This window comes from Cupriavidus sp. WGlv3, from assembly GCF_023952475.1.
GTDB classification, from domain to species: Bacteria; Pseudomonadota; Gammaproteobacteria; order Burkholderiales; family Burkholderiaceae; genus Cupriavidus; species Cupriavidus phytorum.
In genome coordinates, this window is sequence record NZ_JALHRX010000012.1 from 183,854 (window position 1) to 208,830 (window position 24,977).

Annotated in this window: 24 protein-coding genes; 10 read left to right on the plus strand and 14 right to left on the minus strand. The window is 68.2% G+C overall.

The features are described 5' to 3' along the window. Positions 1 to 108 precede the first annotated feature (108 nt). The 3 genes from acuI (at position 109) to MKD38_RS20355 (ending at position 5,476) form a co-directional block, all read left to right on the plus strand. Positions 109 to 1,113 carry an acrylyl-CoA reductase (NADPH) gene (gene acuI / locus MKD38_RS20345; protein WP_252679402.1) on the plus strand — a complete coding sequence of 335 codons (1,005 nt, stop codon included), beginning with the start codon at positions 109 to 111 and terminating at the stop codon, positions 1,111 to 1,113. A 74-nt stretch (positions 1,114 to 1,187) separates the two neighbouring features. Continuing rightward, positions 1,188 to 3,002, plus strand: a complete 1,815-nt coding sequence (locus MKD38_RS20350) for a M61 family metallopeptidase (protein ID WP_252679404.1) — start codon at positions 1,188 to 1,190, stop codon at positions 3,000 to 3,002. Positions 3,003 to 3,061: 59 nt separating this feature from the next. Next, a complete protein-coding gene (locus tag MKD38_RS20355) occupies positions 3,062 to 5,476 on the plus strand; it encodes an FUSC family protein (protein ID WP_252679406.1) in 2,415 nt (804 codons plus the stop codon). A gap of 14 nt (positions 5,477 to 5,490) precedes the next feature. On the opposite strand, the gene MKD38_RS20360 is transcribed toward MKD38_RS20355, so the two are convergent. Next, positions 5,491 to 6,819: an ABC transporter ATP-binding protein gene (locus tag MKD38_RS20360; RefSeq protein WP_252679408.1), complete on the minus strand. Its 1,329-nt coding sequence runs from the start codon at positions 6,817 to 6,819 to the stop codon at positions 5,491 to 5,493. A 7-nt stretch (positions 6,820 to 6,826) separates the two neighbouring features. After that, on the minus strand, positions 6,827 to 8,581 hold the full coding sequence (locus tag MKD38_RS20365) for an ABC transporter permease (protein WP_252679410.1): 1,755 nt from the start codon (positions 8,579 to 8,581) through the stop codon (positions 6,827 to 6,829). A gap of 230 nt (positions 8,582 to 8,811) precedes the next feature. On the opposite strand from MKD38_RS20365, the gene MKD38_RS20370 reads away from it, so the two are divergent. Beyond that, positions 8,812 to 9,090 (plus strand): acylphosphatase, encoded by a 279-nt coding sequence (locus tag MKD38_RS20370; RefSeq protein WP_062801853.1) that lies wholly within the window; start codon positions 8,812 to 8,814, stop codon positions 9,088 to 9,090. Positions 9,091 to 9,102: 12 nt separating this feature from the next. Here MKD38_RS20370 and MKD38_RS20375 read toward each other — a convergent pair whose 3' ends face one another. The 8 genes from MKD38_RS20375 to rpe form a co-directional block, all read right to left on the minus strand. Continuing rightward, positions 9,103 to 9,879, minus strand: coding sequence for a uracil-DNA glycosylase (locus tag MKD38_RS20375; protein WP_252679412.1), 777 nt, complete (start codon positions 9,877 to 9,879; stop codon positions 9,103 to 9,105). A 29-nt stretch (positions 9,880 to 9,908) separates the two neighbouring features. Next, a complete protein-coding gene (locus tag MKD38_RS20380) occupies positions 9,909 to 10,538 on the minus strand; it encodes a CYTH domain-containing protein (RefSeq protein WP_252679414.1) in 630 nt (209 codons plus the stop codon). Positions 10,539 to 10,570: 32 nt separating this feature from the next. Next, positions 10,571 to 11,374 carry an indole-3-glycerol phosphate synthase TrpC gene (gene trpC / locus MKD38_RS20385; protein WP_252679416.1) on the minus strand — a complete coding sequence of 268 codons (804 nt, stop codon included), beginning with the start codon at positions 11,372 to 11,374 and terminating at the stop codon, positions 10,571 to 10,573. A gap of 11 nt (positions 11,375 to 11,385) precedes the next feature. After that, positions 11,386 to 12,411, minus strand: coding sequence for an anthranilate phosphoribosyltransferase (trpD, locus tag MKD38_RS20390; RefSeq protein WP_252679418.1), 1,026 nt, complete (start codon positions 12,409 to 12,411; stop codon positions 11,386 to 11,388). A gap of 62 nt (positions 12,412 to 12,473) precedes the next feature. After that, positions 12,474 to 13,043 (minus strand): aminodeoxychorismate/anthranilate synthase component II, encoded by a 570-nt coding sequence (locus tag MKD38_RS20395; protein WP_092317948.1) that lies wholly within the window; start codon positions 13,041 to 13,043, stop codon positions 12,474 to 12,476. A gap of 20 nt (positions 13,044 to 13,063) precedes the next feature. After that, entirely contained in the window at positions 13,064 to 14,581 is a 1,518-nt protein-coding gene (gene trpE / locus MKD38_RS20400) for an anthranilate synthase component I (protein WP_252679420.1), read from the minus strand. 426 nt (positions 14,582 to 15,007) lie between these two features. Continuing rightward, positions 15,008 to 15,751, minus strand: coding sequence for a phosphoglycolate phosphatase (gph, locus tag MKD38_RS20405; RefSeq protein WP_252679422.1), 744 nt, complete (start codon positions 15,749 to 15,751; stop codon positions 15,008 to 15,010). Beyond that, on the minus strand, positions 15,748 to 16,449 hold the full coding sequence (gene rpe, locus MKD38_RS20410) for a ribulose-phosphate 3-epimerase (RefSeq protein WP_252679423.1): 702 nt from the start codon (positions 16,447 to 16,449) through the stop codon (positions 15,748 to 15,750). The genes gph and rpe overlap by 4 nt, the downstream gene beginning before the upstream one ends. A 267-nt stretch (positions 16,450 to 16,716) precedes the next feature. On the opposite strand from rpe, the gene apaG reads away from it, so the two are divergent. Beyond that, positions 16,717 to 17,091: a Co2+/Mg2+ efflux facilitator ApaG/CorD gene (apaG, locus tag MKD38_RS20415; protein WP_012353991.1), complete on the plus strand. Its 375-nt coding sequence runs from the start codon at positions 16,717 to 16,719 to the stop codon at positions 17,089 to 17,091. A gap of 13 nt (positions 17,092 to 17,104) precedes the next feature. Here apaG and MKD38_RS20420 read toward each other — a convergent pair whose 3' ends face one another. Continuing rightward, a complete protein-coding gene (locus MKD38_RS20420; protein WP_252679424.1) occupies positions 17,105 to 17,323 on the minus strand; it encodes a hypothetical protein in 219 nt (72 codons plus the stop codon). A 122-nt stretch (positions 17,324 to 17,445) separates the two neighbouring features. Between MKD38_RS20420 and mltA the strand changes: the two genes are divergently transcribed. Next, a complete protein-coding gene (gene mltA, locus MKD38_RS20425; RefSeq protein WP_252679426.1) occupies positions 17,446 to 18,591 on the plus strand; it encodes a murein transglycosylase A in 1,146 nt (381 codons plus the stop codon). Between the two features lie 70 nt (positions 18,592 to 18,661). Here the strand turns inward: mltA and paaK are convergent, their stop codons facing one another. Genes paaK through paaG form a run of 3 tightly spaced genes read right to left on the minus strand, consistent with a single transcriptional unit; the run spans position 18,662 to position 21,335 of the window. Continuing rightward, positions 18,662 to 19,966 (minus strand): phenylacetate--CoA ligase PaaK, encoded by a 1,305-nt coding sequence (gene paaK / locus MKD38_RS20430; protein ID WP_252679428.1) that lies wholly within the window; start codon positions 19,964 to 19,966, stop codon positions 18,662 to 18,664. A 51-nt stretch (positions 19,967 to 20,017) separates the two neighbouring features. Beyond that, entirely contained in the window at positions 20,018 to 20,470 is a 453-nt protein-coding gene (paaI, locus tag MKD38_RS20435; RefSeq protein WP_252679430.1) for a hydroxyphenylacetyl-CoA thioesterase PaaI, read from the minus strand. Positions 20,471 to 20,510: 40 nt separating this feature from the next. Next, positions 20,511 to 21,335: a 2-(1,2-epoxy-1,2-dihydrophenyl)acetyl-CoA isomerase PaaG gene (gene paaG, locus MKD38_RS20440; protein ID WP_252679434.1), complete on the minus strand. Its 825-nt coding sequence runs from the start codon at positions 21,333 to 21,335 to the stop codon at positions 20,511 to 20,513. A 261-nt stretch (positions 21,336 to 21,596) separates the two neighbouring features. Between paaG and MKD38_RS20445 the strand changes: the two genes are divergently transcribed. From MKD38_RS20445 to MKD38_RS20460, 4 genes are all read left to right on the plus strand, one after another. Continuing rightward, entirely contained in the window at positions 21,597 to 22,388 is a 792-nt protein-coding gene (locus MKD38_RS20445; RefSeq protein WP_252679435.1) for an amino acid ABC transporter substrate-binding protein, read from the plus strand. Positions 22,389 to 22,502: 114 nt separating this feature from the next. Beyond that, complete coding sequence (locus MKD38_RS20450) at positions 22,503 to 23,156, plus strand: amino acid ABC transporter permease (protein ID WP_012353984.1); 654 nt, start codon at positions 22,503 to 22,505, stop codon at positions 23,154 to 23,156. A 37-nt stretch (positions 23,157 to 23,193) separates the two neighbouring features. Then, positions 23,194 to 23,946 carry an amino acid ABC transporter ATP-binding protein gene (locus tag MKD38_RS20455; RefSeq protein ID WP_252679464.1) on the plus strand — a complete coding sequence of 251 codons (753 nt, stop codon included), beginning with the start codon at positions 23,194 to 23,196 and terminating at the stop codon, positions 23,944 to 23,946. A gap of 91 nt (positions 23,947 to 24,037) precedes the next feature. Further along, entirely contained in the window at positions 24,038 to 24,814 is a 777-nt protein-coding gene (locus MKD38_RS20460) for an enoyl-CoA hydratase (RefSeq protein WP_252679439.1), read from the plus strand. Positions 24,815 to 24,977: the final 163 nt, after the last annotated feature.

Below are 24,977 nucleotides of genomic sequence, written 5' to 3' on the forward strand. Positions count from 1 at the left end.
GCGCCGGACCTGTCCCGGCTCGAGCGACGGCCGGACCTGTCCGGCCGTTGTGCTTTCTGCCTTTCCCATCATTGCATGCGATCGCCGCCAGGCGACCAAGGAGACACCATGACTTTCCAGGCAGTGCTGCTGACCCAGGCCGACGGCGCCACCCAGGCCAACCTCGCCACTCTCGACGAGACCCAGTTGCCGGCCGACGGCGACGTGCTGGTTGCCGTCGATTACTCCACCATCAACTTCAAGGACGGCCTGGCCATCACCGGACGCTCGCCGGTGGTGCGCAAGTGGCCGATGGTGGCGGGCATCGACGGCGCCGGCACGGTGCTGGAGTCCGCGCATCCGCGCTGGAAAGCCGGCGACAAGGTGGTGCTGAACGGCTACGGCGTGGGTGAGACCCACTGGGGCTGCCTGGCGCAGCGCGCGCGCCTGAAGGGCGACTGGCTGGTGCCGCTGCCCGCCGCCTTCACCACGCGCCAGGCCATGGCGATCGGCACCGCGGGCTATACCGCGATGCTGTCGGTGCTGGCGCTGGAGCGCGGCGGCGTCAACGGCCCGGTGCGCCCGGGCGACGGCGAGGTGCTGGTGACCGGGGCCTCGGGCGGGGTCGGTTCGGTGGCGATCGCGCTGCTGAGCAAGCTGGGCTATAAGGTGGTGGCTTCGACCGGCAAGACGCGCGAGGCGGATTTCCTCAAGGCGCTCGGCGCCGACGACGTGATCGACCGTGCCGAGCTGGGCGCGCCCGGCAAGCCGCTGCAGAAGGAACGCTGGGCCGCGGTGGTCGATTCGGTGGGCTCGCACACGCTGGTCAATGCCTGCGCGCAGGTGCGCTACGGCGGCGTGGTGACGGCGTGCGGGCTGGCGCAGGGGCTGGACTTCCCCGGCTCGGTCGCGCCCTTCATCCTGCGCGGCATCACGCTGCACGGCATCGACAGCGTGATGGCGGCGATGGCGCTGCGCGAACAGGCCTGGCAGCGCCTGGCCAGCGACCTGGAGCCGGACCGGCTCAATGCGCTGACGCGCGAGATCGGCCTGGGCGATGCCATCGAGGCCGGGCGCAAGATCATGGAAGGCGCCATGCGCGGGCGCGTGGTGGTGGATGTGAATCGCGGCTGAGCAGCACCAGGCGGTCTCACCGCGCCTCATCCGCGCCGGCGCTGCATGCAGGCGCCGACGTTACAATCCTGCCCATGACGCCGATCCGCTACGCCATCGCCCCGCTTCAGCCTGAAGCGCACCTGTTTGCCGTTACCGTCACCGTCAGCGAGCCCGATCCGGCCGGGCAGTGCTTCTCGCTGCCGGCGTGGATTCCCGGCAGCTACATGATCCGGGACTTCGCGCGCAATATCGTGCGTATCCGCGCCGACGCGGGCGGGCGCGAGATCGCGCTGAGCAAGCTCGACAAGCAGCGCTGGCAGGCCGCGCCGGTCACCCTGGCCGACGGCCCGCTGACGCTCAGCTACGAGGTCTACGCCTGGGACCTGTCGGTGCGCGCCGCGCACCTTGACACCACCCATGGATTCTTCAACGGCAGCTCGGTGTTCCTGTGCGTGGAAGGGCAGGCCGAGCGCCCATGCACGGTCGACATCCATGCCCCCGCGGGCGAGGCCTACCGCGACTGGCGCGTGGCCACCGCCATGCGCGAGGCGCCCGGCCGCGACGGAGCGAAGCGCTACGGCTTTGGCCGCTACCAGGTGGCCGATTACGACGAGCTGGTCGACCACCCGGTCGAGATGGGCACCTTCCAGCTGGCCAGCTTCCGCGCCTGCGGCGCGCAGCACGACGTGGTCTTCACCGGGCGCGTGCCGCAGCTGGACCTGGAGCGCGTGTGCCGCGACCTGAAGCGCATCTGCGAGACCCAGATCCGGCTGTTCGAGCCGCGCACGGCGCAGGCGCCGTTCCTGGACAGCAACCGGCGCTATGTGTTCATGACCATGGTCACCAGCGACGGCTACGGCGGCCTGGAGCATCGCGCCAGCACCGCGCTGATCTGCTCGCGCAACGACCTGCCGGTGCGCGGCAACAGCGAAACCAGCGAGGGCTACCGTACCTTCCTCGGGCTGTGCAGCCACGAGTATTTCCACACCTGGCACGTCAAGCGCATCAAGCCGGCCGCGTTCGTGCCGTACCGGCTGGCGCAGGAAACCTACACCCCGCTGCTGTGGCTGTTCGAGGGCTTTACCAGCTACTACGACGACCTGGTGCTGGTGCGCTCGGGCTGCGTCACCGAGGCGCAGTATGTCGAGATGCTGGCCAAGACCTGGAACGGCGTGCTGCGGGGCAACGGCCGCACCAAGCAGAGCGTGGCCGAAAGCTCGTTCGACGCCTGGACCAAGTACTACCGCCAGGACGAGAACGCGCCCAACGCCATCGTCAGCTATTACACCAAGGGCGCGCTGGTGGCGCTGGCGCTGGACCTGACCATCCGCGACAGGACCCGCGGGCGGCGCTCGCTCGACGATGTCATGCGCGCGCTGTGGCGCGGCTACGGCCGGGGCTTCTACGCCGCGGACGCGGTGCAGCGCGGCGTCACCGAGGCCGAGGTCCATGCGCTGTTCGATGAAGTCACGGGCCTGCGCCTGGGGCCGCTGCTGCGCGCGCTGACCGAAGGCACCGGCGAGTTGCCGCTGCCGCCGCTGTTCAAGGCGTTCGGAATCAAGGCCGAGGCGCAGAAGCCGGCGCGCACCGCGGCGCTGGGGATCAAGGTCAAGACCGAGGACGGCTGGGTGCGCGTGACCCAGGTGCTCGACGGCGGCGCCGCGCAGGCCGCGGGCCTGTCCGCCGGCGACCTGCTGGTCGCCATCGACGGCGTGCGCATGGCGCCGGGCCAGCTCGACAAGCTGCTGGCGCGCTACCGCCCCGGCGACCGCATCGAGTTGCACGCGTTCCGCCGCGACGAGCTGCAGGCGCTGCCGGTGACGCTGGCGCGCGAGCCGGCGGCGCAGTTCAAGCTCAAGGCGGAGGGCGGGCGGCATGCGGCGCGCTCGCGCTGGCTGGGCCAGTGAGCTAGCCTGCTTTCGCCGCGACACCAGACCCCGCCACCGCAGTCCACCGCCCCCGCTGCATGCAATACGCGCACGATCCCCGCACCTTCCTGTATTCGCACTATGTGTACCGGGGGCTGCGCTCGGCCACGGGCGTGATCGGCGCGACGCTGATCGCGCTGCACTTCAGCGACCTGCCCACCGCGATGGTGGTGTCGATGGGCGCGCTGTGCACCAGCCTGATGGACCTGCCCAGCCCGCTGAGCCACAAGTTCAACGAGATGCTGGCCAGCGTGCTGCTGTGCAGCGTGGTCACGCTGGTGGTGGCGCTGGCCACGCCGTTCCCGCGCGTGATGCCGTTTCTGCTGGTGCTGGTAACGTTCATGGCCGGCATGATGACGGTGTACGGCAACAAGACGCTGCCGCTGCAGTTCGCCGCGTTGTTCGTGATGACGCTCACCATCAACGAAGACTTCCTGGTGCGGCGCGCGCTGGAGCATGCGGCGCTGTTCAGCATCGGCGCGGTCGCTTATCTCGGCTATGCGATGCTGGTGAGCTGGATCACCGAGCGCCGCACCCGGCAGCAGGTGCTGGCCGAATCGCTGTACGAGCTGGCGGGCTATCTCGAGATCAAGGCCGGCTTCTACGACGCCGGCAACGACTTCGAGGCCCAGTTCAACCAGCTGGTGCGCCAGCAGATCGTGGTGGCCGAGCGCCAGCAGGCCGCGCGCGACCTGGTGCTGCGCGGCAACCGCACCCCGCACGACGGGCTGCTGGTGCAGGTGCACCTGCGCATGCTCGACCTGTACGAGTACATCCTGTCGACCAACACCGACTATCCGATGCTGCGCCAGACCTTCGCCGGTACGCCGGTGCTGGACCACCTGCGCGGGCTGGTGATGCAGATGTGCAAGGACGTCGAAGAGATCGCCTACGAGGTCACGCGCGGGCGCGGCTCGTACGCCACGGTGGATTACCGCCAGGGCCTGCGCGCGGTGGAGGCGGAGATCGCGCAGCTGCGCCACCACCATATCAGCCCGGCGGCGATGACGGCGCTGGTCGAGACGCTCGACATGATGCGCGGCGCGATCACGCTGATCGGCCAGCTGCACGAGGCCTCGCGCACTCCGGTGGAGCCGGCCAAGGTGCTGCCCGGCTCCGACATGACGCCGTTCCTGACGCGCCAGAAGTACGAGCTGAGCGTGCTGCGCGACAACCTGAAGTGGACCTCGCCGGCGTTCCGCTTTGCGCTGCGGGTGTCGATGGCGGTGGCGCTGGGCCTGTGGATCGCCGAGCGCCTGCCTTATGTGTCGCACAGCTACTGGATCCTGCTGACTATCATCGTGATCCTGAAGCCCAACTTCAGCATGACCAAGCAGCGCTACAACGACCGCGTGATCGGCACGCTGATCGGCTGCGTGGTCTCGGTCGCGATCCTGAAGGTGGTGCACCAGCCGCTGATCCTGCTGGGCGTGCTGTTCCTGTCGCTGGTCGCCAGCGCCGCCTTCGTCACCATCAAGTACCGCTACACCGCGATCGCCGCCTGCATCCAGGTGCTGATCCAGATCCACCTGCTGATGCCGAACAGTCCCACCGTGGCGGGAGAGCGGCTGGTGGATACGGTCATCGGCGGCATCATCGCGTCGCTGTTCAGCTTCGTGCTGCCGAGCTGGGAGTACCGTGCCATCCCCAAGCTGGTCGAGGCCGTGCTGCAGGCCAACCGCCGCTATATCGCCGCCACGCGCGACCTGCTGCTGCGCCGGGCCAAGGATGACTTTGCCTACCGCGTGCAGCGCAAGCAGTTCATGGACAATCTGTCGGCGCTGATCTCGTCGTTCCAGCGCATGCTGGACGAGCCCAGGAGCCGGCACCGCGCCGTGGATAACCTGAACCGCTTCATCGTGCAGAACTACCTGGTCGCCGCGCACGTGGCGGCGGCGCGCATCCAGGTGCGCCAGCACTATGAGGAACTCGATATCCCGGCCGCCGAGGCCGCGATCGAACAGGCCACCGAGGCCGCCAGCCACAGCCTGCAGGTGGCCAGCGAACGGCTGCACGCCGACGAGCGCGGCGGCGGCCGCGGCGCAGGCTTCATCCGCAGCGCCAAAGCGCCGGTGGAGCGCAAGGAGGCCGTGCCCGCGGACGCGGGCCAGCCGGTGGCGGTTGCAGTCGAGGCGGCGCCCGAACCGGTGGCCGAAGCGGCCCCCGAACCGGTCGTGGAAACCGTCACGCCCGACGCGACCGAAGCCGCGGAAGACGCCGCCGCGGAACGCCGCGCCCGCCTGGCCGATTCCGCCGACAAGCGCCGCACCGACACGCTGGTGCAGGCCGCCGCGGCGGGCGAGTCGAGCGAACAGGCAGGGGCGACCTCAAGCTCCACCGGCCGCACTGCCAACGCGGTGCTGGAACGTCGGCTGCGTGCGCTGCGCGAGGATGCGGCCAAGATCGCGCTGCGAACCGGAGCGATTGGACGGGCGATGCGGGCGCGGTCGTAAGAGCGCTGGTTTGGTCAAGCGCCGTGCCCGGCTCCCTCATCCTCGGGCAACGTCAGCATCCCGCTGTGATAGCTGTACTCGAAGATCTCCCCATACCGCCCCCATCCGATCGCCACGCTCAGCACGCGTTCGGCCTCCTGCGGCTTGAGGAACTGCTCCAGTTCCCCGAGCACCTGTTCCTCGCCGATCTCGCCGGCTTCGCTTGCCACCAGCTCGCGCCGCACATGCGCGGCCAGAGCGACGTTGGCGAGCAGTTGCCGGCCGAAGATCGCCTTGCGCTGCTGCGGCCCGGCGGCGTAGTAGGCGCGGCCGGCGTCGGTGGCGGTGATGTCGCCGGCTTCGATCGACACCAGCTGCACCAGTTGCAGCGCTTCGCAGGCCGGCAGCAGTTCGTCGTCGGTCAGGCCGGCCTCGTCGGCCAGGTGCGGCAGGTCGGCGCGGCAGTGGAAGGGCGCCTCGCACAGCAGGTCGAGGATGGCTTCCATCTGGCTGATGTCGGCGTGCGGCAGCCGGTAGCCGATCTCGCGCGCGGGCGCGGGCAGGCGCGCTTCGGCCGCCGGGGCCGTCATCAGCGCGTAGATCTGGTCGACCAGCGCGCGCACCTGGGCACTGTCGCGGTTGCGCGGGCGCGGCAGCGCCACCGGCACTTCGGCGCGAATGCGGCCGGGATCGCTCGACAGGATCACGATGCGGTCGGCCATCATCACCGCTTCCTCGATATTGTGCGAAACGATCAGGATGCTCCTGATATTGGCGCGCCCGCCTTGCCACAGCGCCAGCATCTCGTCGCGCAGGGTCTCGCCGGTGAGCACGTCCAGCGCCGAGAAGGCTTCGTCCATCAGCAGCAGGTCGGGCTCGGTCACCAGCGCGCGCGCGATGCCCACGCGCTGGCGCATGCCGCCCGACAGCTCGCGCGGCAGCGCGCTGTTGAAGCCGGCCAGGCCGATCATGTCGATCGCGGCCTCGGCGCGGCGCTCGCGCTCGGCCCGGGGCACGCCCTGCGCCTCCAGCCCCAGCTCCACGTTCTGCTGCACCGTCAGCCACGGGAACAGCGCGAACGACTGGAACACCATGGCGATGCCTTCGGCGGTGCCGGCCAGGCGCTGGCCGCGAAAGCGCACCTCGCCGCGGTCGGCGCCGACCAGCCCCGCCATGATGCGCAGCAGCGTGGACTTGCCCGAGCCGGACTTGCCCAGCATGGCGACGATCTCGCCCTCGCGCAGGGTCAGGTCCACGCCTTCGAGCACGGCGCGATCGCTCTGGCTGGCGGTGCGGAAGATCTTGCCGACGCCGCGCAGTTCGATCACCGCCGCGGCGGTGGGGGTTGCAATGTTCTCTGCCATCGTTGCCTTACAGGCGTGTGCGCTCCTGCGCAAGTTGGTACAGGCGGTTCCACAACAGCCGGTTGAAGCCCACCACGAACAGCGCCATCACGCCGATGCCCAGCGCAATTCGCGGGAAATCGCCGCGCGCGGTGGTCTCGGCGATATAGCTGCCGAGCCCGGTGGCGACGATGGTGCGATCGCCCCAGGTCACGTATTCGGACACGATGCTGGCGTTCCACGAGCCGCCGGCGGCCGTCACCAGGCCGGTCAGCAGGCTGGGGAAGACTGCCGGAATCAGGAAGCGCTTCCACAGCAGCCAGCCGCGCAGGCCGAAATTGCGCGCGGCAAGCTTCAGCTCGGTGGGAATGCCCGACGCCCCCGCGATCACGTTGAACAGGATGTACCACTGGGTGCCGAAGATCAGCAGCGGGCTCAGCCAGATCTCCGGATTCAGCCCGAAGCGCGCGATCAGCATCACCGCCAGCGGGAACATCAGGTTGGCCGGGAACGCCGCCAGGAACTGCGCGATCGGTTGCGCGATGCGAGCCAGGTCCGGGTTCAGGCCGATGCGGATGCCGATCGGCACCCATACCAGCGCCGCCAGCGCAATCAGCACGATCACCCGCAGCATGGTCAGCGTGCCCAGCCACAGCACATGGACCACTTCGGCCCAGCCAACTTCGCTGTGGACAAAATAGCCCACGCGCAGCAGCGCGGCCAGCGCCACCAGCACGATCACGGCGTCGCGCGCGCGGCCCAGCCATAGCGCCCGGCGTGGATCGACCGGTCGGGCTGGTGCCGGCATGCGCGTGCGCGCGCCCCACGCCAGCGTGCGCGCGGCCAGCGCGGCGGCCTGCGCCAGCAGCGCGCCCACCCACGCCGAGCGGCGCAGCAGGTCCAGCAGCCACGACTGCGGCAGCTTGTCCTGCGCCAGGGTCTCGAAGCGGAAGCGGTCGGCCCAGGCCACCAGCGGGCGGAACAGCACCTGGTCGTACAGCAGGATGCCCACCAGCATCGCCACGATGGCCCAGCCGATCGCGGCCGGGTCCTGCTGCTGGATCGCCAGCGCGATATAGGAGCCGATGCCGGGCAGCCGGATATCGTGGCCCGATACCGAGATCGCCTCGGACGCGACCACGAAGAACCAGCCGCCCGACATCGACATCATCATGTTCCACAGCAGCCCCGGCATGGCGTACGGGACTTCCAGCCGCCAGAAGCGCTGCCACGCCGACAGCCGGAACATGGCCGCGGCCTCGAGCAGGTCGCCCGGAATGGTGCGGAACGACTGGTACAGGCTGAAGGCCATATTCCAGGCCTGCGACGTGAAGATGGCAAAGATCGCCGCGCACTCCACCCCCGCCAGGTTGCCGGGAAAGAGGGCGATGAAGCCGGTCACGGTGATCGACAGGAAGCCCAGCACCGGGATCGACTGAAGGATGTCCAGCGCCGGCACCAGCACCTTCTCGGCGGTGCGGCTCTTGGACGCCAGCGCGGCAAACGCCAGCGAGAACAGCAGCGACGCCGCCAGCGCGGCCAGCATGCGGATGCTGGTGCGCATCAGGTAATAGGGCAGGTAGGCCACGTCCAGGTGCACCGCCAGCGGCTGGTCGGGCCGGAACGGGGCATTCATCTGCTGCGCGGCGAACGCGATCATCACGATCACGGCCAGGATGATCGGCAGCAGCGCCAGGTCGAAGCGGTTCGGCGGGGCGCGCAGCAGCTGGCTGTCGAAGCCAGGGGCGGGCTGGGCCGCGTTGCGGTCGGCGGGTGGCATCATGGGCGCCTGTCGGACTGTGTGGGGCGGTATCGAGCTGGCAGGGCGGAGGCTTGTGGCCTGCCCCGGGTTCGCGGCGCCGGCGGACCATGGCAAAGCCCGCATGCCGCCGGCTTCATGCTGATCACGCCGGGCGGCGCGCATCCCCTGGTAACGCCCGGCATGGCGGTCTAGTTTACTTGGTGTCGATGACACAACGCGCGCGCGTCGCGTGCGCTCACGGGGAAGCCACCATGAACAAGGCAACCTGGCGTCTGGTCGCGCACGGGCGCGTGCAGGGCGTGGGCTATCGCGCCGCCTGTGCCGACGCGGCGGATGAACTCGGGCTGGGCGGCTGGGTGCGCAATCGCGCCGATGGCACCGTCGAGGTGATGGCGCACGGCACGGTCAAACAGCTGGAAGCGCTGCAGGCGTGGATGGAAACCGGCCCGCCGGCGGCGCAGGTGGCGTTTGTCGAGGTCGGGCGCGGGGAAGGGGAGTTTGCCGGCTTCGAGTTCCGGCCGACGGTCTAACGGTGCGCTGCGCTAGGCGGCGGTCCAGTCGATCGCCGAGCGGCCGTGCCTTTCCAGCCAGCGGTTGGCTTCGCGGAAGTGGCCGCAGCCGAGGAAGCCCCGGTGCGCCGACAACGGCGACGGGTGCGGCGCTTCCAGCACGCAGTGGCCCGCGCCCAGCAGGGGCTTCTTGGCCTGCGCATGGCTGCCCCACAGCATGAACACCAGGTTGGGCTGGCTGGCGGCGAGGTGCTGGATCAGGCAATCGGTGACGGCTTCCCAGCCGCGTCGCGCATGGCTGGCGGCCTGGCCCTGCTCGACCGTCAGCACGGTATTGAGCAGCAGCACGCCCTGGCGCGCCCAGCCTTCCAGGTTGCCGGAGGTGCGCGGCGGGCAGTTGCCGTCGGCGCCGAATTCGGCGGCGATTTCCTTGAAGATATTGCGCAGGCTGGGCGGCACCTTGATGCCTGCCGGCACCGAGAAGGCGAGCCCGTGCGCCTGCGGCAGCTCGACGCCGCCGACCGTGCCGGTGCCGTGGTACGGGTCCTGGCCCAGGATCACCACCTTGACCGCAGCGGGCGGCGTCAGGTGCAACGCATGGAAGACATGGTGCGGAAACACCGGCTTGCCGGCGGCGCGTTCGCCGTCGACGAAGGCGGCCAGCTCGCGCCACGCCGGCACGGCGATGCAGGGCTCGAGCAAGGCGCGCCAGGCGGCGGGCAAGGCATCGGCCTGGGCTTGCAGGCTGGCGGCGGGAGAGGGTTCGCCGGGGGCGCGGGGGGCTTCGGCGGCAAAGAGATCGGCTTGCATGCGGGAAATGCGCGGCGGGAAAACCGCGATTATGACGCCTGGCCCTCGGCGATCCCCGCCAGGCGGTAGCCGCGCGCCGCCTTGCTCAGGTCCGACGGCGCCACGGCAGCCACGGCGGCAAGCCGCGTGGCGAAGGTGCGCAGCGCATCGGCGGCGTGCGCGGCATCGCCATCGAGCCATTCCAGCTCGAGTTCCTGGATGCGCTCCTGCGCGGCACTGGCCGGCGCGGTGATGGTGCCGGTGTCGAGCGCGGCTTCGATCCGTGCGCCGTCCTGCATGACGATCCAGCTGCGGCGGACGAAGTCGGTGCGGAACACCGGCGCCAGGCTGCCGATCATCGGCGCCAGCACGGCTTGCGCCGCGGCGGGAAAGCTTTGCAGCTCGATGGCCTCGCCGGCCACGGCGGTCTCCCACTCATGCCGCGTGGCCAGGCCGCCCTGGCTGCTGCCAGCCGTCTTCAGCGTCTGCAGCCACTGCGCGCCCTTGCGGCGCAGGCGCAGAGCGGCGCGCGCCTGCGCCAGGTCGTGCCGGGGCGTGTCGAGGTAGACGTTGAGCAGCGTGGCTTCGCCTTGCGGCTGGCCGTTGGCGTCCAGCCAGGCGGCCAGCGGGGCCAGGGCGGCGTCGGGGACGGCGAGTTTGAGTTCGATTTCCTGGGGCATGGCGGGTGGGGGATTGGAGTGTGGGCTTCGCCTCAGCCAAACAACCGCGCCAGCTCCACCCCCGGATCCTTGGCCCGCATGAACGCCTCGCCCACCAGGAAGGCATGCACATCCGCGTCGCGCATGCGCTGCACGTCCGCGGGGCCGAGGATGCCGGACTCGGTCACCACCAGCTTGTCGGCCGGCATGCGCGGCAGCAGCTCGAGGGTGTTGTCCAGCGAGACCTCGAAGGTGCGCAGGTTGCGGTTGTTCACGCCCAGCAGTGGGGTCTTGAGCCGCAGCGCCGCGTCGAGCTCGTCGCCGCCATGGACTTCCACCAGCACGTCCATGCCCAGCTCGTGCGCGCAGGCTTCCAGGTCGGCCATCAGGCCGGGATCCAGCGCCGCGACGATCAGCAGGATGCAATCGGCGCCCCAGCTGCGCGCTTCATAGACCTGGTACAGGTCGACCATGAAGTCCTTGCGCAGCGCCGGCAGCGGGCAGGCGCCGCGGGCGCGCTTCAGGTAGTCGGCGTGGCCCTGGAAGAAATGCTCGTCGGTCAGCACCGACAGGCAGGCGGCGCCATGCGCGGCATAGGTCTCGGCGATAGCCTCGGGCAGGAACTGCTCGCGCAGCACGCCCTTGGACGGCGACGCCTTCTTGATCTCGGCGATCACGCCGGCGTGGCCGCCGGCGATCTTGTCGCGCAGCGCGCGCTCAAAGCCGCGCGGCGCGAAGCCGGCCTCGGTGCGCAGGCTTTCGGCCTCGGCGCGCAGGCTGGGCAGGTCGCGCCGCTTGCGCGCGGCGGCGACTTCGTCGGCCTTTACAGCCAGGATTTTCTGCAGGATGTCGGACATATCGGCGTCTCTTACTTGAACTGCTGCGTGGCCCGCACGAAGGCGTCGAGCTTCTGCCGGGCTGCGCCGCTGGCGATGGCTTCGCGCGCGCGGCGGATGCCGTCTTCGACCGAGTCCGCCACGTTGGCGGCGTACAGCGCGGTGCCCGCGTTCAGCGACACGATCTCGCGCGGCGTGCCGGGCGCGTTGGACAGCGCCTCGAGCAGCATGTCCTTCGATTCGGCGGCATCGGCGACCTTCAGGCCGCGGTTGGAGATCATCGACAGTCCGAAGTCCTCGGGGTGGATCTCGTACTCGCGCACCTCGCCGTCCTTCAGTTCGCCCACCAGCGTCGCGGCGCCGAGCGAGACCTCGTCCATGCCGTCCTTGCCGTAGACCACGATGGCGTGCTGCGCGCCCAGGCGCTGCATCACCCGCACCTGGATGCCGACCAGGTCGGGATGGAACACGCCCATCAGGATGTTGGGCGCATCGGCCGGGTTGGTCAGCGGCCCGAGGATATTGAAGATGGTGCGCACGCCCATTTCCTTGCGGATCGGCGCGACGTTCTTCATCGCAGGATGGTGCGTGGGTGCGAACATGAAGCCGATGCCGGTCTCTTCGATGCACTGGCCGACCTGCTCGGGCGTCAGCATGATGTTCACGCCCAGCGCCTCCAGCACGTCGGCGCTGCCCGACTTGGAGCTGACGCCGCGGTTGCCGTGCTTGGCGATCCTGGCGCCGGCGGCGGCTGCGACGAACATCGACGCGGTCGAGATATTGAAGGTGTGCGAGCCGTCGCCGCCGGTGCCGACGATATCGACGAAATTCCCGCGGTCCTTCACTGACACCTTGTTGGCGAACTCGCGCATCACCTGCGCGGCCGCGGAGATCTCGCCGATGGTTTCCTTCTTGACGCGCAGCCCGGTCAGGATCGCGGCGGCCATCACCGGCGAGATCTGGCCCTGCATGATCTGCCGCATCAGGTGCAGCATTTCGTCATGGAAGATTTCGCGGTGTTCGATGCAGCGCGTCAGGGCTTCTTGCGGCGTGATCATGGCGTTCTCGTTGACAGTCTGGATGGCGTGATGGGGGCTGGCAGGCGCGGAGTCGAGCAGTCTCATCGCGGCGCCTTGACGAAGTTGGCCAGCATCGCATGGCCGTGCTCGGACAGGATCGACTCGGGATGGAACTGCACGCCTTCGACGGCGAGCGTCTTGTGGCGCACGCCCATGATCTCGCCGTCCGGGGTCCAGGCGGTGATCTCCAGGCAATCGGGCAGGGTCTCGCGCTCGATCGCCAGCGAATGATAGCGCGTCACGTCGAAGTGCCGGGGCAGCCCGCTGAACACGCCCTGCTGCGTGGTCTCGATGGTGCTGACCTTGCCGTGCATCACCTGCTTGGCACGGATCACCTTGCCGCCGAAGGCTTCGCCGATGGCCTGGTGGCCCAGGCATACGCCCAGCATGGGGATCTTGCCGGCGAAGTGTTGCAGCGCGGCCACCGAGATGCCGGCTTCCTTCGGGCTGCACGGGCCGGGCGACACGCAGATATGGTCGGGCTTCAGCGCCTCGATTTCCTCGATGGTGATTTCGTCGTTGCGATAGGTGCGCACGTCCACGCCCAGTTCGCCGAAGTACTGGACCAGGTTGTAGGTGAACGAATCGTAGTTGTCGATCATCAGCAGCATGGCGTCTGTCTCCTGTTCTCTCAGATGTCGGAGTCCAGGCCATCCTGGACCTGCTCGGCGGCGCGGATCACGGCGCGCGCCTTGGCCTCGGTTTCCCTCCATTCGGCTTCGGGGTCCGAATCGGCGACGATGCCGGCGGCGGCCTGCACGTAGAGGTTGCCGTCCTTGACGATGCCGGTGCGGATGGCGATGGCCAGGTCCATCTCGCCGCCGAACGACAGGTAGCCCACCGCGCCGCCATAGATGCCGCGCTTGCGCGGCTCAAGTTCGTCGATGATCTCCATCGCATGGACCTTGGGCGCGCCCGACAGCGTGCCGGCCGGGAAAGTGGCGCGCAGCACGTCGAGGTTGCTCATGCCCTCGCGCAGCGTGCCCTCGACCGAGCTGACGATATGCTGCACGTGCGAGTATTTCTCGATCACCATCTTGTCGGTGACCTTGACCGAACCGGTCTCGGCAATGCGGCCGATGTCATTGCGCGCCAGGTCGATCAGCATCACGTGCTCGGCGATTTCCTTCGGGTCGTTCAGCAGCTCGGTGGCCAGCTGCGCATCCTTGTCCGGCGTATTGCCGCGCGGGCGCGTGCCGGCCAGCGGGCGGATGGTGACGATGTGTTCGCTGCGGGTCTCGCCGTTGGTGCCGAGCTTGCGTTCCTCCTGCCGCACCAGGATCTCCGGCGACGCGCCCACCACCTGGAAGTCGCCGAAGTTGTAGAAGTACATGTACGGCGACGGATTCAACGAGCGCAGCGCGCGGTACAGCGACAGCGGCGCGTCGCGGTAGGGCTTGACCAGGCGCTGGCCGATCTGCACCTGCATCATGTCGCCTGCCATGATGTATTCCTTGGCCTTGTGCACCGCGGCCAGGTAGTCGGCCTTGGCGAATTCGCGGTAGACCTCGGTCTGCACCGACGGGCTGGTCACCGGCACGTCGACCGGCTGGCGCAGCTTCATGCGCAACTCGCGCAGGCGCTGGCGTGCGCGCGAATAGGCCTCGGGCGTGGTCGGGTCCGCGTAGACGATCAGGTAGAGCTTGCCCGACAGGTTGTCGATCACCGCCAGCTCTTCGCACAGCAGCAACTGGATGTCGGGCAGGTTCAGGTCGTCGGGCTTGTGGGTGTTGGCGAGCTTCTTCTCGATATAGCGCACCGCGTCGTAGCCGAAGTAGCCGGCCAGGCCGCCGCAGAAGCGGGGCAGTCCGGGGCGCAGCGCTACCTTGAAGCGCTTCTCGAAGGCGGCGATGAAGTCAAGCGGATTGCCTTCGTGGGTTTCCACCACCTTGCCGTCGGTCACCACCTCGGTGCGGTTGCCGTAGGCGCGCAGCAGCGTGCGGGCATGCAGGCCGATGAAGGAATAGCGCCCGAAGCGCTCGCCGCCCACCACCGATTCCAGCAGGAAGGTGTTGACCCCGCGCGTCTGCGACTGGGCCAGCTTCAGGTACAGCGACAGCGGCGTTTCCAGGTCGGCAAAGGCCTCGGCGATCAGCGGGATGCGGTTGTAGCCCTGGTCGGCCAGCGATTTGAATTCCAGTTCGGTCATGTCGGTCCTCTTGTTCGGCCCGCGCCGCAGGCGATGGTCAGGCGCGGTGCCGCTTGTCGGCAGAGTTGGCTGGAGCGTAAGGGAGTTCCGCCCCGGTTGCGGACCGTGGTGCGGCAAGCTTGCGGACAAGGCTGCACACGGCCGGAAAGAGGGCGCGCGGCGCGTTCTTGAGCTAAACGTAGCAGAGAAATATGGCTACGCTGGCTTTCGGCGGGTTTGGGTGATGATGCCCGGCATGGCTGGTCGCCTGGGCCGGTGGTGGCGACGCCTTCGGATCGAAGGCGTGTCAGCAGACTCGCGAACGCACTTTACGCCTGTTGGGAGGCGCGCCAGCGACGCCAGGGCCAGGCCTGCCGATCACTGCCAGAAGAGATGCGTTTGCGGTTGAGAAACATTGAAGTTCAGGATTTGGTCGGAATCGACGGACTATCGATGACCGGCCCAGTGTGCGGCAAAGAGCGCTGCGGCATGGGCAATGGAGTCGACTATACCATCGGCGTCGACGCCTTGTACAGGGTTGCCATGGTTGTAGCCATAGGGCACCAGCAGCACTCCCATGCCGGCCGCGCGGGCCGCCTGGGCGTCGTTTTCGGAGTCGCCCAGCGCGGCCATTGCCGACGGCTCGAGCCCGAAGGCATCGGCCACCTTGAGCAGCGGAAACGGGTCGGGCTTGCGCAGCGGGAAGGCGTCGCCGCCGTAGACCAGCTCGAAATACTGGGCCAGTCCGGTCTTGGCCAGCAGCGGCTCGGTAAAGCTGTAGGGCTTGTTGGTCACGCAGGCCAGCCGCAGCCCGGCCGTCTTCATCGCCGCCAGGCCATCGCGCACGCCCGGGTAGACCTGCGAGAACTGGCCGTTGATGCGGATGTACTCACGGTCGTAGAGCGCGTAGGCATCGGCAAACAGGCCGTTGGCGTGCAGCGGCGAAAAGCGCGCGTCGAGCACGCGCCGGATCAGGTTTTCCGAACCCTTGCCGACGTAGCTGACGATCTCCTGCTCGGACATCGGCGCCACCGCCCCAAGGTTCGGATGCTGGCGGCCCAGCGTCAGCAGCATGGCGTTGATCGAGGCGTGGAAGTCGCCCGCGGTGTCGACCATGGTGCCGTCCAGGTCGACGATCACGCCTTCGATGCCGCGCCAGTCGGCGCGGCGCAGCACCGCGCCCGCGCTCATTGGCCGGCCTTGGCCAGTTCGCCGCGCAGCGCCGAGATGATGCCGCGGTAGCCGCCGTCGGCATCGGGCTTGCCGAACACGGCCGAGCCCGCCACGAAGGTGTCGGCGCCGGCTTTCGCGATCTCGGCAATGTTGTCGACCTTCACGCCGCCGTCGACTTCCAGCAGGATGGTGCGGCCGGTGCGCGCGGTGTAGGCGTCGATGCGCTCGCGCACCGCGCGCAGCTTGTTCAGCGTCTCGGGGATGAACGACTGGCCGCCGAAGCCCGGGTTGACCGACATCAGCAGGATCACGTCGAGGCGGTCCATCACGTGGTCCAGGTGGTGCAGCGGCGTGGCCGGGTTGAACACCAGGCCGGCCTGGCAGCCATGATCGCGGATCAGCGCGAGCGAGCGGTCGACGTGTTCGCTGGCCTCCGGGTGGAAGGTGATGATATTGGCGCCGGCCTTGGCGAAGTCCGGGATGATCCGGTCCACCGGGCGCACCATCAGATGCACGTCGATGGGGGCGGTCACGTGGGGGCGGATCGCCTCGCACACCAGCGGACCCACGGTCAGGTTCGGCACGTAATGGTTGTCCATCACGTCGAAATGGATCCAGTCGGCGCCAGCCTCGGTCACGCGGCGCACTTCCTCGCCCAGGCGGGCAAAGTCGGCGGACAGGATGGAAGGAGCGATGCGGAAGGTGGGCTGGGTCATGGTGGCGCGCGGTGAATGCAGGGAATGCTGTTATCGCCGCTGGCGGCGGGCCGCGGGGCGCCGCCAGGCCGCGAAAACCATCAGGGCGGCAAGGGCGGCCGGGGCCACGGCGGGCGGCACGGCGTTGAAAGACCGCTATTCTACGCCCGCCCGGGGCGATCGCGTCCGGCTGGTGCCGGGCCCGCGCTCTTGCCCGTCCCGCGCCCATCCCGCACAATGCGGCTACCCATTTTCCTGCCGGCCGATCCCGCCGCCGGCCCTGCCCAAATGAGCGAGTACGCCTTCTCCGTGTCGGTGCGCACCCAGTACCTGCCGGACCAGTCCGACCCCGAGCGCGGGCGCCATGCCTTCGCCTACACCATCACCATCCACAATACCGGCGAGGTCGCGGCACAGCTGATCTCGCGCCACTGGATCATCACGGACAGCGACAACGGCACGCAGGAAGTTGCCGGGCTGGGGGTGGTCGGCCACCAGCCGCTGCTCAAGCCGGGCGAGCATTTCGAGTACACCAGCTGGGCCACGATCTCGACCCCGGTGGGCTCGATGAAGGGCGAATACTTCTGCGTGGCCGAGGACGGTCACCGCTTCGAGGTGCCGATTCCCGAATTCGCGCTGGTGCTGCCGCGCATGCTGCACTGAGCCTGCCGGGAACCTACGGACGCGGTGCGTTGTCCTGATCCTGCTGCGGCGCTTGCGTGTCTCCCTGCGCCGGCTGCTGGCGCGACGGGTGTTCCGACGGCGCGCGGGTGGGACGCGGATGCTTTTTCGCCGTGCCCATGGTCCAGACCACGATAAAGATCAGCAGGAACAGCGCCACGCCGGCTTCCAGGGCGAACAGCAGCATGGGATGGGCTTCGAAGAACTTGCTCATGGCAGATGCAGCGCGGCCCGCGGGGGCGCAGGCGGTGGTTTGAGAATGACGGTGGCATTGTAGGGGCATTCCAGCGGATTGCGCCTGCAGGCCGCGCCTCCAGGACTCTGAACAATAGCAAGATGGCATACGCGGACGCTTTCCCGACTTCCCACGTTTCCGAGGTTTCTTGCCTGCACCTGCGCCGCCTGCGCGGCTGGCTCGCGCTGGCCGGCGCCGCGGTGCTGCTGGCCGGCTGCATGAGTGGCCCGCCGCCGCGCATCGAGACCACCCCGTCCGGCACCGCGCCGCCGACGGCGTCGTCGCAGAAGGGCCGGCTGCAGGCGGCCAGCTGGGCCGAGATCGGCGGCTGGGGCCAGGACGACGTGCGCGCCGCCTGGCCGGCGCTGCAGCAAAGCTGCCAGGCGCTGAAGAAGCGCGCGGAATGGAGCCGCGCCTGCGCGGCCGGCATGATGGTCAACGCCGGCGACATCAACGCCATGCGCGCGTACTTCGAAAGCAACTTCCAGCCGTACCGCGTGGTCAACGGCGACGGCACCGACAGCGGCCTGATCACCGGCTACTACGAGCCGATCCTGCATGGCTCGCGCACGCGCCAGGGCAAGTTCCAGGTGCCGCTGTACCGCAAGCCGGCGCAGTTCGGCAACCGCCCGCTGCCGGCGCGCGCCGAACTGCTGCAGAACCCGGCCATGCGCGGCAACGAGCTGGTATGGGTCGACGACGCGGTCGAGGCCGCCTTCCTGCAGATCCAGGGCTCGGGCCGCATCCGCATGGCGGATGGCAGCATGATGCGGGTGGGCTTCGGCGGCACCAACGACCAGCCGTTCCGCTCGTTCGGCAAGTGGCTGCTCGACCGCGGCGAGATCACCCCGGCCCAGGCCACCATGCAGGGCATCAAGGCCTGGGCGCGCGCCAACCCGGGCCGGGTCGAGGAGATGCTGAACATCAACCCGCGCTTTGTCTTCTTCCGCGAGCTGCCGCCCAACAACGACGGCCCGGTGGGCGCGCTGGGCGTGCCGCTGACCGCGGAACGCTCGATCGCGGTCGACCCGGCCACGATCCCGCTGGGCGTGCCGGTGTTCCTGTCGACCACGCGCCCGCTGTCGACCGAGCCGATCCAGCGCCTGATGTTCGCGCAGGATACCGGCAGCGCCATCAAGGGCGGCGTGCGTGCGGACTTCTTCTGGGGCGCCGGCGATGCCGCCGGCGAGACCGCCGGACGGATGAAGCAGGGCGGCCGGATGTGGGTGCTGATGCCGCGCAGCTGACGGCGAGAGGGCTAGCATCCCGAATGTTGTCTCCCCTCCCCAAGCGGGCGAGGGGAGCAACCGGCGGATTTCAGCGCCTGCGCTGATCCACGATCCGCTTCGCCTTCCCCACCGACCGCTCGATCCCGCCCTCCGGCAGCACCTCGATCCCGGCGGTCACGCCGATATAAGACTTGATCTCGTGCGCGAGCCGCTCGCGCGCGGGGTGCGCCAGCGCCGTGTCGCTGCCGTGCGCGCATTCGACCCGCACCGTCAGCGTATCGAGGTGGCCTTCCCTGGCCAGCACGCACTGGTAGTGCGGCGCCAGCTCGGCGTGCCTGAGGATCAGTTCCTCGATCTGCGACGGGAACACGTTGACGCCGCGCACGATCATCATGTCGTCGGTGCGGCCGGTGACCTTCTCCATGCGGCGAAATGCCGCGCGGGCCGTGCCCGGCAGCAGCCGGGTCAGGTCGCGCGTGCGGTAGCGCACCACCGGCATCGCTTCCTTGGTCAGCGAGGTGAACACCAGTTCGCCGAACTCGCCGTCGGGCAGCACCGCGCCGGTGTCGGGGTCGATGATCTCCGGGTAGAAATGGTCTTCCCAGATGGTGGGACCGTCCTTGGTCTCGGCGCATTCGTTGGCGACGCCGGGCCCCATGACCTCCGACAGGCCATAGATGTCGACCGCGGAAATGCCCATGCGTTTTTCGATCGCCAGCCGCATCTCCGGCGTCCATGGCTCGGCGCCGAAGATGCCCACGCGCAGCGAGGTGCTGGCCGGGTCGATGCCCTGGCGCTCGAATTCGTCGGCGATCGCCAGCATGTAGCTGGGGGTCACCATGATCACCTCGGGCTTGAAGTCCTGGATCAGTTGCACCTGCCGCTCGGTCTGTCCGCCGCCGAACGGGATCGCGGTCAGGCCGGCCTTCTCGACCCCGTAGTGCGCGCCCAGTCCGCCGGTGAAGAGTCCATAGCCGTAGCTGATATGCACCTTGTCGCCGCGGCGCGCGCCCGAGGCGCGAATCGAGCGCGCCATCACCGTGGCCCAGTTGTCGATGTCCTGCAGCGTGTAGCCGACCACGGTGGGCTTGCCGGTGGTGCCCGAGGAGGCATGGATGCGCGCCACCCGGTCCTGCGGCACCGCGAACATGCCGAACGGGTAGTTGTCGCGCAGGTCCTGCTTGCTGGTGAACGGAAAGCGGGCCAGGTCAGGCAGCGATTGCAGCTGGTCGGGGTGCACGCCGGCCGCGTCGAACTTGCGCCGGTAGACCGGCGAATTGGCGTAGGCGTGGTGGAGCGACCATTTCAGGCGCTCCAGCTGCAACGCCTGCAGCTCGGCGCGGCTGGCGGTCTCGATCGGGTCCAGGGGCAGATCGGTCAGGCGCGTGCTCATGGGGTCTCCTGCACGGGGGGCGTTTGTCGTCAGTATCTTGCCAGGGCTGGCTCAGGCGCCTTCGGTGGCGTCGGGTGGCGGCACCACGTGTCCCTTGATCTGCGCCGACTTGCCGCGGAACATCGCCACCACCTGGCCCGCGGCATTGGTCACGCGGATATCGTAGATGCCGTGCCGGCCCGACAGGACCTGCTCGGTGGCCTCGGCGGTGAGCACGTCGTCGCCATGCACGGGCCGCAGGAACTCGATGCTGCAGCCGGCCGCCACGGTGTTGATGTTATGGCTGTTGCAGGCAAAAGCGAAGGTCGAATCGGCCAGCGTGAACATCAGGCCGCCATGGCAGATGCCGTGACCGTTGAGGAATTCCTTGCGCACCGGCATGGTCAGCCGCGCATAGCCCGGCCGCACCGCCTCGACCGTGATGCCCAGCCAGCGGCTGCAGGTGTCGGCTTCATACATGGCGGCCGCGGCGGCTTCCGCGAGGGCCTGGGGGTCCTGTTTCAAGCTAATCTCCTGTACGGGGATGCGGGCGCAGGCCCGCGGTCTACTTGCCGCTGAAGTGCGGGGCGCGCTTGGCGAGGAAGGCGTTGACGCCCTCGGCATAGTCGGCGGACTGGCCAAGCTCGCGCTGCAGGTCGCGTTCGAGGTCGAGCTGGGCGTCGAGCGTGGCCGTGGCGCTGGCATACATGGCGCGCTTGATCGAAGCCAGCGCGCGCGTCGGCTGCGCGGCCAGGTGCGTGGCCAGCGCCAGCGCCTGTTCCGGCAGCAGCGGATCGTCCATGGTCTGCCAGACCAGGCCCCAGGCTTCGGCATCCTCGGCGCTCAGGCGCTCGCCGGTCATGGCCAGGCCCAGTGCGCGCGCCATGCCAATGCGCTGCGGCAGCAGCCAGGTGCCGCCCGAATCCGGCACCAGCCCGATCTTGACGAAGGCCTGGATAAAACTGGCGGAGCGCGCCGCCAGCACCATGTCGCAGGCCAGCGCCAGGTTGGCCCCGGCACCGGCCGCGGTGCCGTTGACCGCCGCCACCACCGGCAACGGCAGGGCATGCAAACGGCGGATCAGCGGATTGAACCAGGTATCGATCAGCTCGCCCAGGTCGGTCATATGCCCCGGGGTGAAATCCAGGTCGGCCAGGTCCTGGCCGGCGCAGAAGCCGCGGCCCGCGCCGGTCAGCAGCAGGGCCCGGGCGCCGCCGGCCTCGACGTGGTCGAGCGCCTGCTGCAGCGCCTGGTGCATCGCGCGGGTGAAGCTGTTGAGCTTGTCGGGGCGGTTCAGCGTGATGATCGCCACCGGTCCCTGCCAGGCCAGCAGGATGGGACCGCTCTCGATGCTGACCGGCTGGCCAGCGGGCGTGGACGTCGGGGGCATTATTGTCTCCTGCCGGATGGAATCGATGACTCCGGGACGCGTCGGTGCGGGCTGATGCCTCTAAAATAAACCGACCAGTCGGTCGGCAAATCTTAGCATTAATTTTTGCCCGCGGGTGGGGCGGGATTGGCACGAATGCCGGCCGCAGCGCAATGCCGGCCTGCGGCACCGCTCTATAATCGCGCTGCCAACAACAATCTGAAACCCCGCCGGCCTGCGCAAGCGAAGCCCGGCGCGCTCTCCCATCGCATTGGAAATCCTATGAAGAAGTTCGCCGCTTTGCTCCTGATCTCCTCCGTCGCGCTGTTCGCCGCGTGCGGCAAGAAAGAATCCGCCCCCGCGCCGGCGGCCGGCATGGATACGGCCGCCAGGATCATCGTGGGCCTGGACGACAATTTCCCGCCGATGGGTTTCCGCGATGCCAACAATGAGCTGGTCGGCTTCGATATCGACATGGCAAAGGAGGCCAGCCGCCGTCTCGGCATGACGGTCGAATTCAAACCGATCGACTGGAGCGCCAAGGAGGCGGAACTGAACGGCAAGCGCGTCGACGTGCTGTGGAACGGGCTGACCATCACCGAAGAGCGCAAGAAGAACATCAGCTTTACCGCGCCCTACATGACCAACCACCAGATCGTCATCGTCGGCGCCCAGTCGCCGGTGAAGGCCAAGGCTGACCTCGCCGGCCGCACCGTCGGCGCGCAGGACGGCAGCAGCGCGGTGGATGCCATCAAGAAGGAAAGCCAGATTGCCGCGAGCCTGAAGGAACTCAAGACCTTCGGCGACAATGTGACGGCGCTGATGGACCTGTCGGCGGGCCGCCTCGACGCGATCGTGGTGGATGAAGTGGTGGGCCGCTACCTGATCAGCAAGCGTGCCGGCGAATACCGCGTGCTGGAAGAAAACTTCGGCACCGAGGATTACGGCGTCGGCGTGCGCAAGGATGACGCCGAACTGCTCGGCAAGCTCGACCAGACCCTGGCGTCGATGAAGCAGGACGGCACCGCGGCGCGTATCGCCACGCAGTGGTTTGGCGCCGACATCACCAAGTAATCCAGACCCGGCGGAATGCCCCTCGGACCCTCGCGGTTCAGGCGAGGGGCACGCCAACTCCGGACCCGTTCGCCGGGCTTCCCGGAGGCCTCACCTCCTTCTGTACGCGCGAGCATGGATTACGTCTTATCTCTTCTGCTGCCGCTGGCGCAGGGTGCCAAAGTCACGCTGACGCTATTCGCCATCACGCTCGCCCTGTCGGTGCCCCTCGGGCTTGCGCTGGCACTGGCGCGCATTTCGTCCTGGCCGCTGCTGAGCGGCCTGGTCAACGGTTATATCTGGCTGATGCGCGGCACGCCGCTGATGCTGCAGATGCTGTTTATCTATTTCGCGCTGCCGTTCGTGCCGGTCATCGGCGTGCGGCTGCCTGATTTTCCCGCGGCAGTGGTGGCGTTCGCGCTCAACTATGCCGCGTACTTCGCGGAAATCTTCCGCGCTGGCATTAAGTCCGTCGACCGCGGCCAGTACGAGGCCAGCAAGGCGCTGGGCATGACCTACTTCCAGACCATGCGGCGGGTGGTGCTGCCGCAGATGGTCAGCCGGGTGCTGCCGCCGGTCAGCAATGAAACCATTACCCTGATCAAGGACACCTCGCTGATCTACGTGCTGGCGCTCAACGACATCCTGCGCACCGCGCGCGGCATCGTGCAGCGCGATTTCACCACCACGCCTTTCCTCGTCGCCGCGCTTTTCTACCTGGTGATGACGCTGATTCTGACCTGGTTCTTCCAGAATCTCGAAAAACGCTATGCCAAACATGATGACTAGCCCGAACGGCGCCCCTTCCCACGATGCGCCCGGCGTCATGATCGCGGCACGGGACATCTTCAAGTCGTTCGGGCCGCTGCAGGTCTTGCGCGGCGTTTCGCTGACCTTGCGCAAGGGCGACGTCACCGCGGTGATCGGCCCGTCGGGTTCGGGCAAGAGCACCTTGCTGCGCTGCCTGAACCATCTCGAGGTGATCGACCGCGGCACCCTGCATATCGAGGGCGAGACACTGGCCGGCGCCGGCCCCGACGGCGCGGCCCGCTATGTGGCGGACGCGGAAGTGCGCCGCATCTGCCGGAAGATGGGCATGGTGTTCCAGTCGTTCAACCTGTTCCCGCACATGACGGTACTGCAGAACATCATCGAGGCGCCGGTGACCGTCAAGGGGCTGCGGCGCGATGCGGTGATTCCCAAGGCCGAGGAACTGCTGCGCAAGGTCGGCCTGCTGGCCAAGCGCGACAGCTATCCGGCGCGGCTGTCGGGCGGCCAGAAGCAGCGTGTGGCGATTGCGCGCGCGCTGGCGATGGAACCGGACATCATGCTGTTCGACGAGCCGACTTCCGCGCTGGATCCGGAACTGACCGGCGAGGTGCTGCGCACCATGCGGCAACTGGCCGAGGAGCATATGACCATGCTCGTCGTCACCCATGAAATGGGATTTGCGCGGGAAGTGGCGAACCACGTCGTGTTCATGGACGAGGGCCGGATTCTCGAGGAAGGCGCGCCGGGCGAGGTGTTCGGCGCGCCGGCCCACGCGCGCACCCGCGAGTTCCTCGCGCACATGCTCTAGCCGGCGCCGCCACGCCGCAACCGATGGCAGAATAGCCCGCAGCCGGTGGCGACAATGCCATCCGCCTGACCATACATAGATAGGAGAAGACATGCCGTACGAAAACATCCTGGTCGAGACCCGCGGCCGCGTTGGCCTGGTCACGCTGAACCGCCCGAAGGCCCTGAATGCGCTCAATGATGCGCTGATGGATGAACTGGGCGCTGCGCTGTCCGCGTTTGACCAGGATGAGGGTATCGGCGCCATCGTCATCACCGGCAGCGAGCGCGCCTTCGCCGCCGGCGCCGATATCGGCATGATGGCCAAGTACTCCTTCATGGACGTCTACAAGGGCGACTACATCACCCGCAACTGGGAAACCATCCGCAAGATCCGCAAGCCGGTGATCGCGGGCGTGGCCGGTTATGCGCTGGGCGGCGGCTGCGAGCTGGCGATGATGTGCGACATCATCATTGCGGCGGACTCTGCCAAATTCGGCCAGCCCGAGGTCAAGCTCGGCACCATGCCCGGCGCGGGCGGCACGCAGCGCCTGCCGCGCGCCGTGTCCAAGGCCAAGGCCATGGACCTGTGCCTGACCTCGCGCATGATGGACGCCGCCGAAGCCGAGCGCGCGGGCCTGGTGTCGCGCGTGGTGCCGGCCGACAAGCTGCTGGACGAAGTGCTGGCGGCGGCCGAGACCATCGCCGGCTTCTCGCTGCCAGTGGTCATGATGATCAAGGAATCGGTCAACGCCGCCTACGAAACCACGCTGGCCGAGGGCGTTCACTTCGAGCGGCGGCTGTTCCACGCCACCTTCGCCTCCGAGGACCAGAAGGAAGGCATGGCCGCCTTCGTCGAGAAGCGCAGCCCGAATTTCCAGCATCGTTAAGCGCTGGGATCAAGGAATACCCAAGAGCAGAGCAGGGGTATTGCCTCGTTTTCGTCACGTGGCGGGGCAATTTACCTTTGCCGTTCAAGGCCTTACGTGAGCGCCACGGGAACGTTTAGCGCATCGTCGTGACAAAGGTGTTGCAAGGGCGGCGAAACCGGCC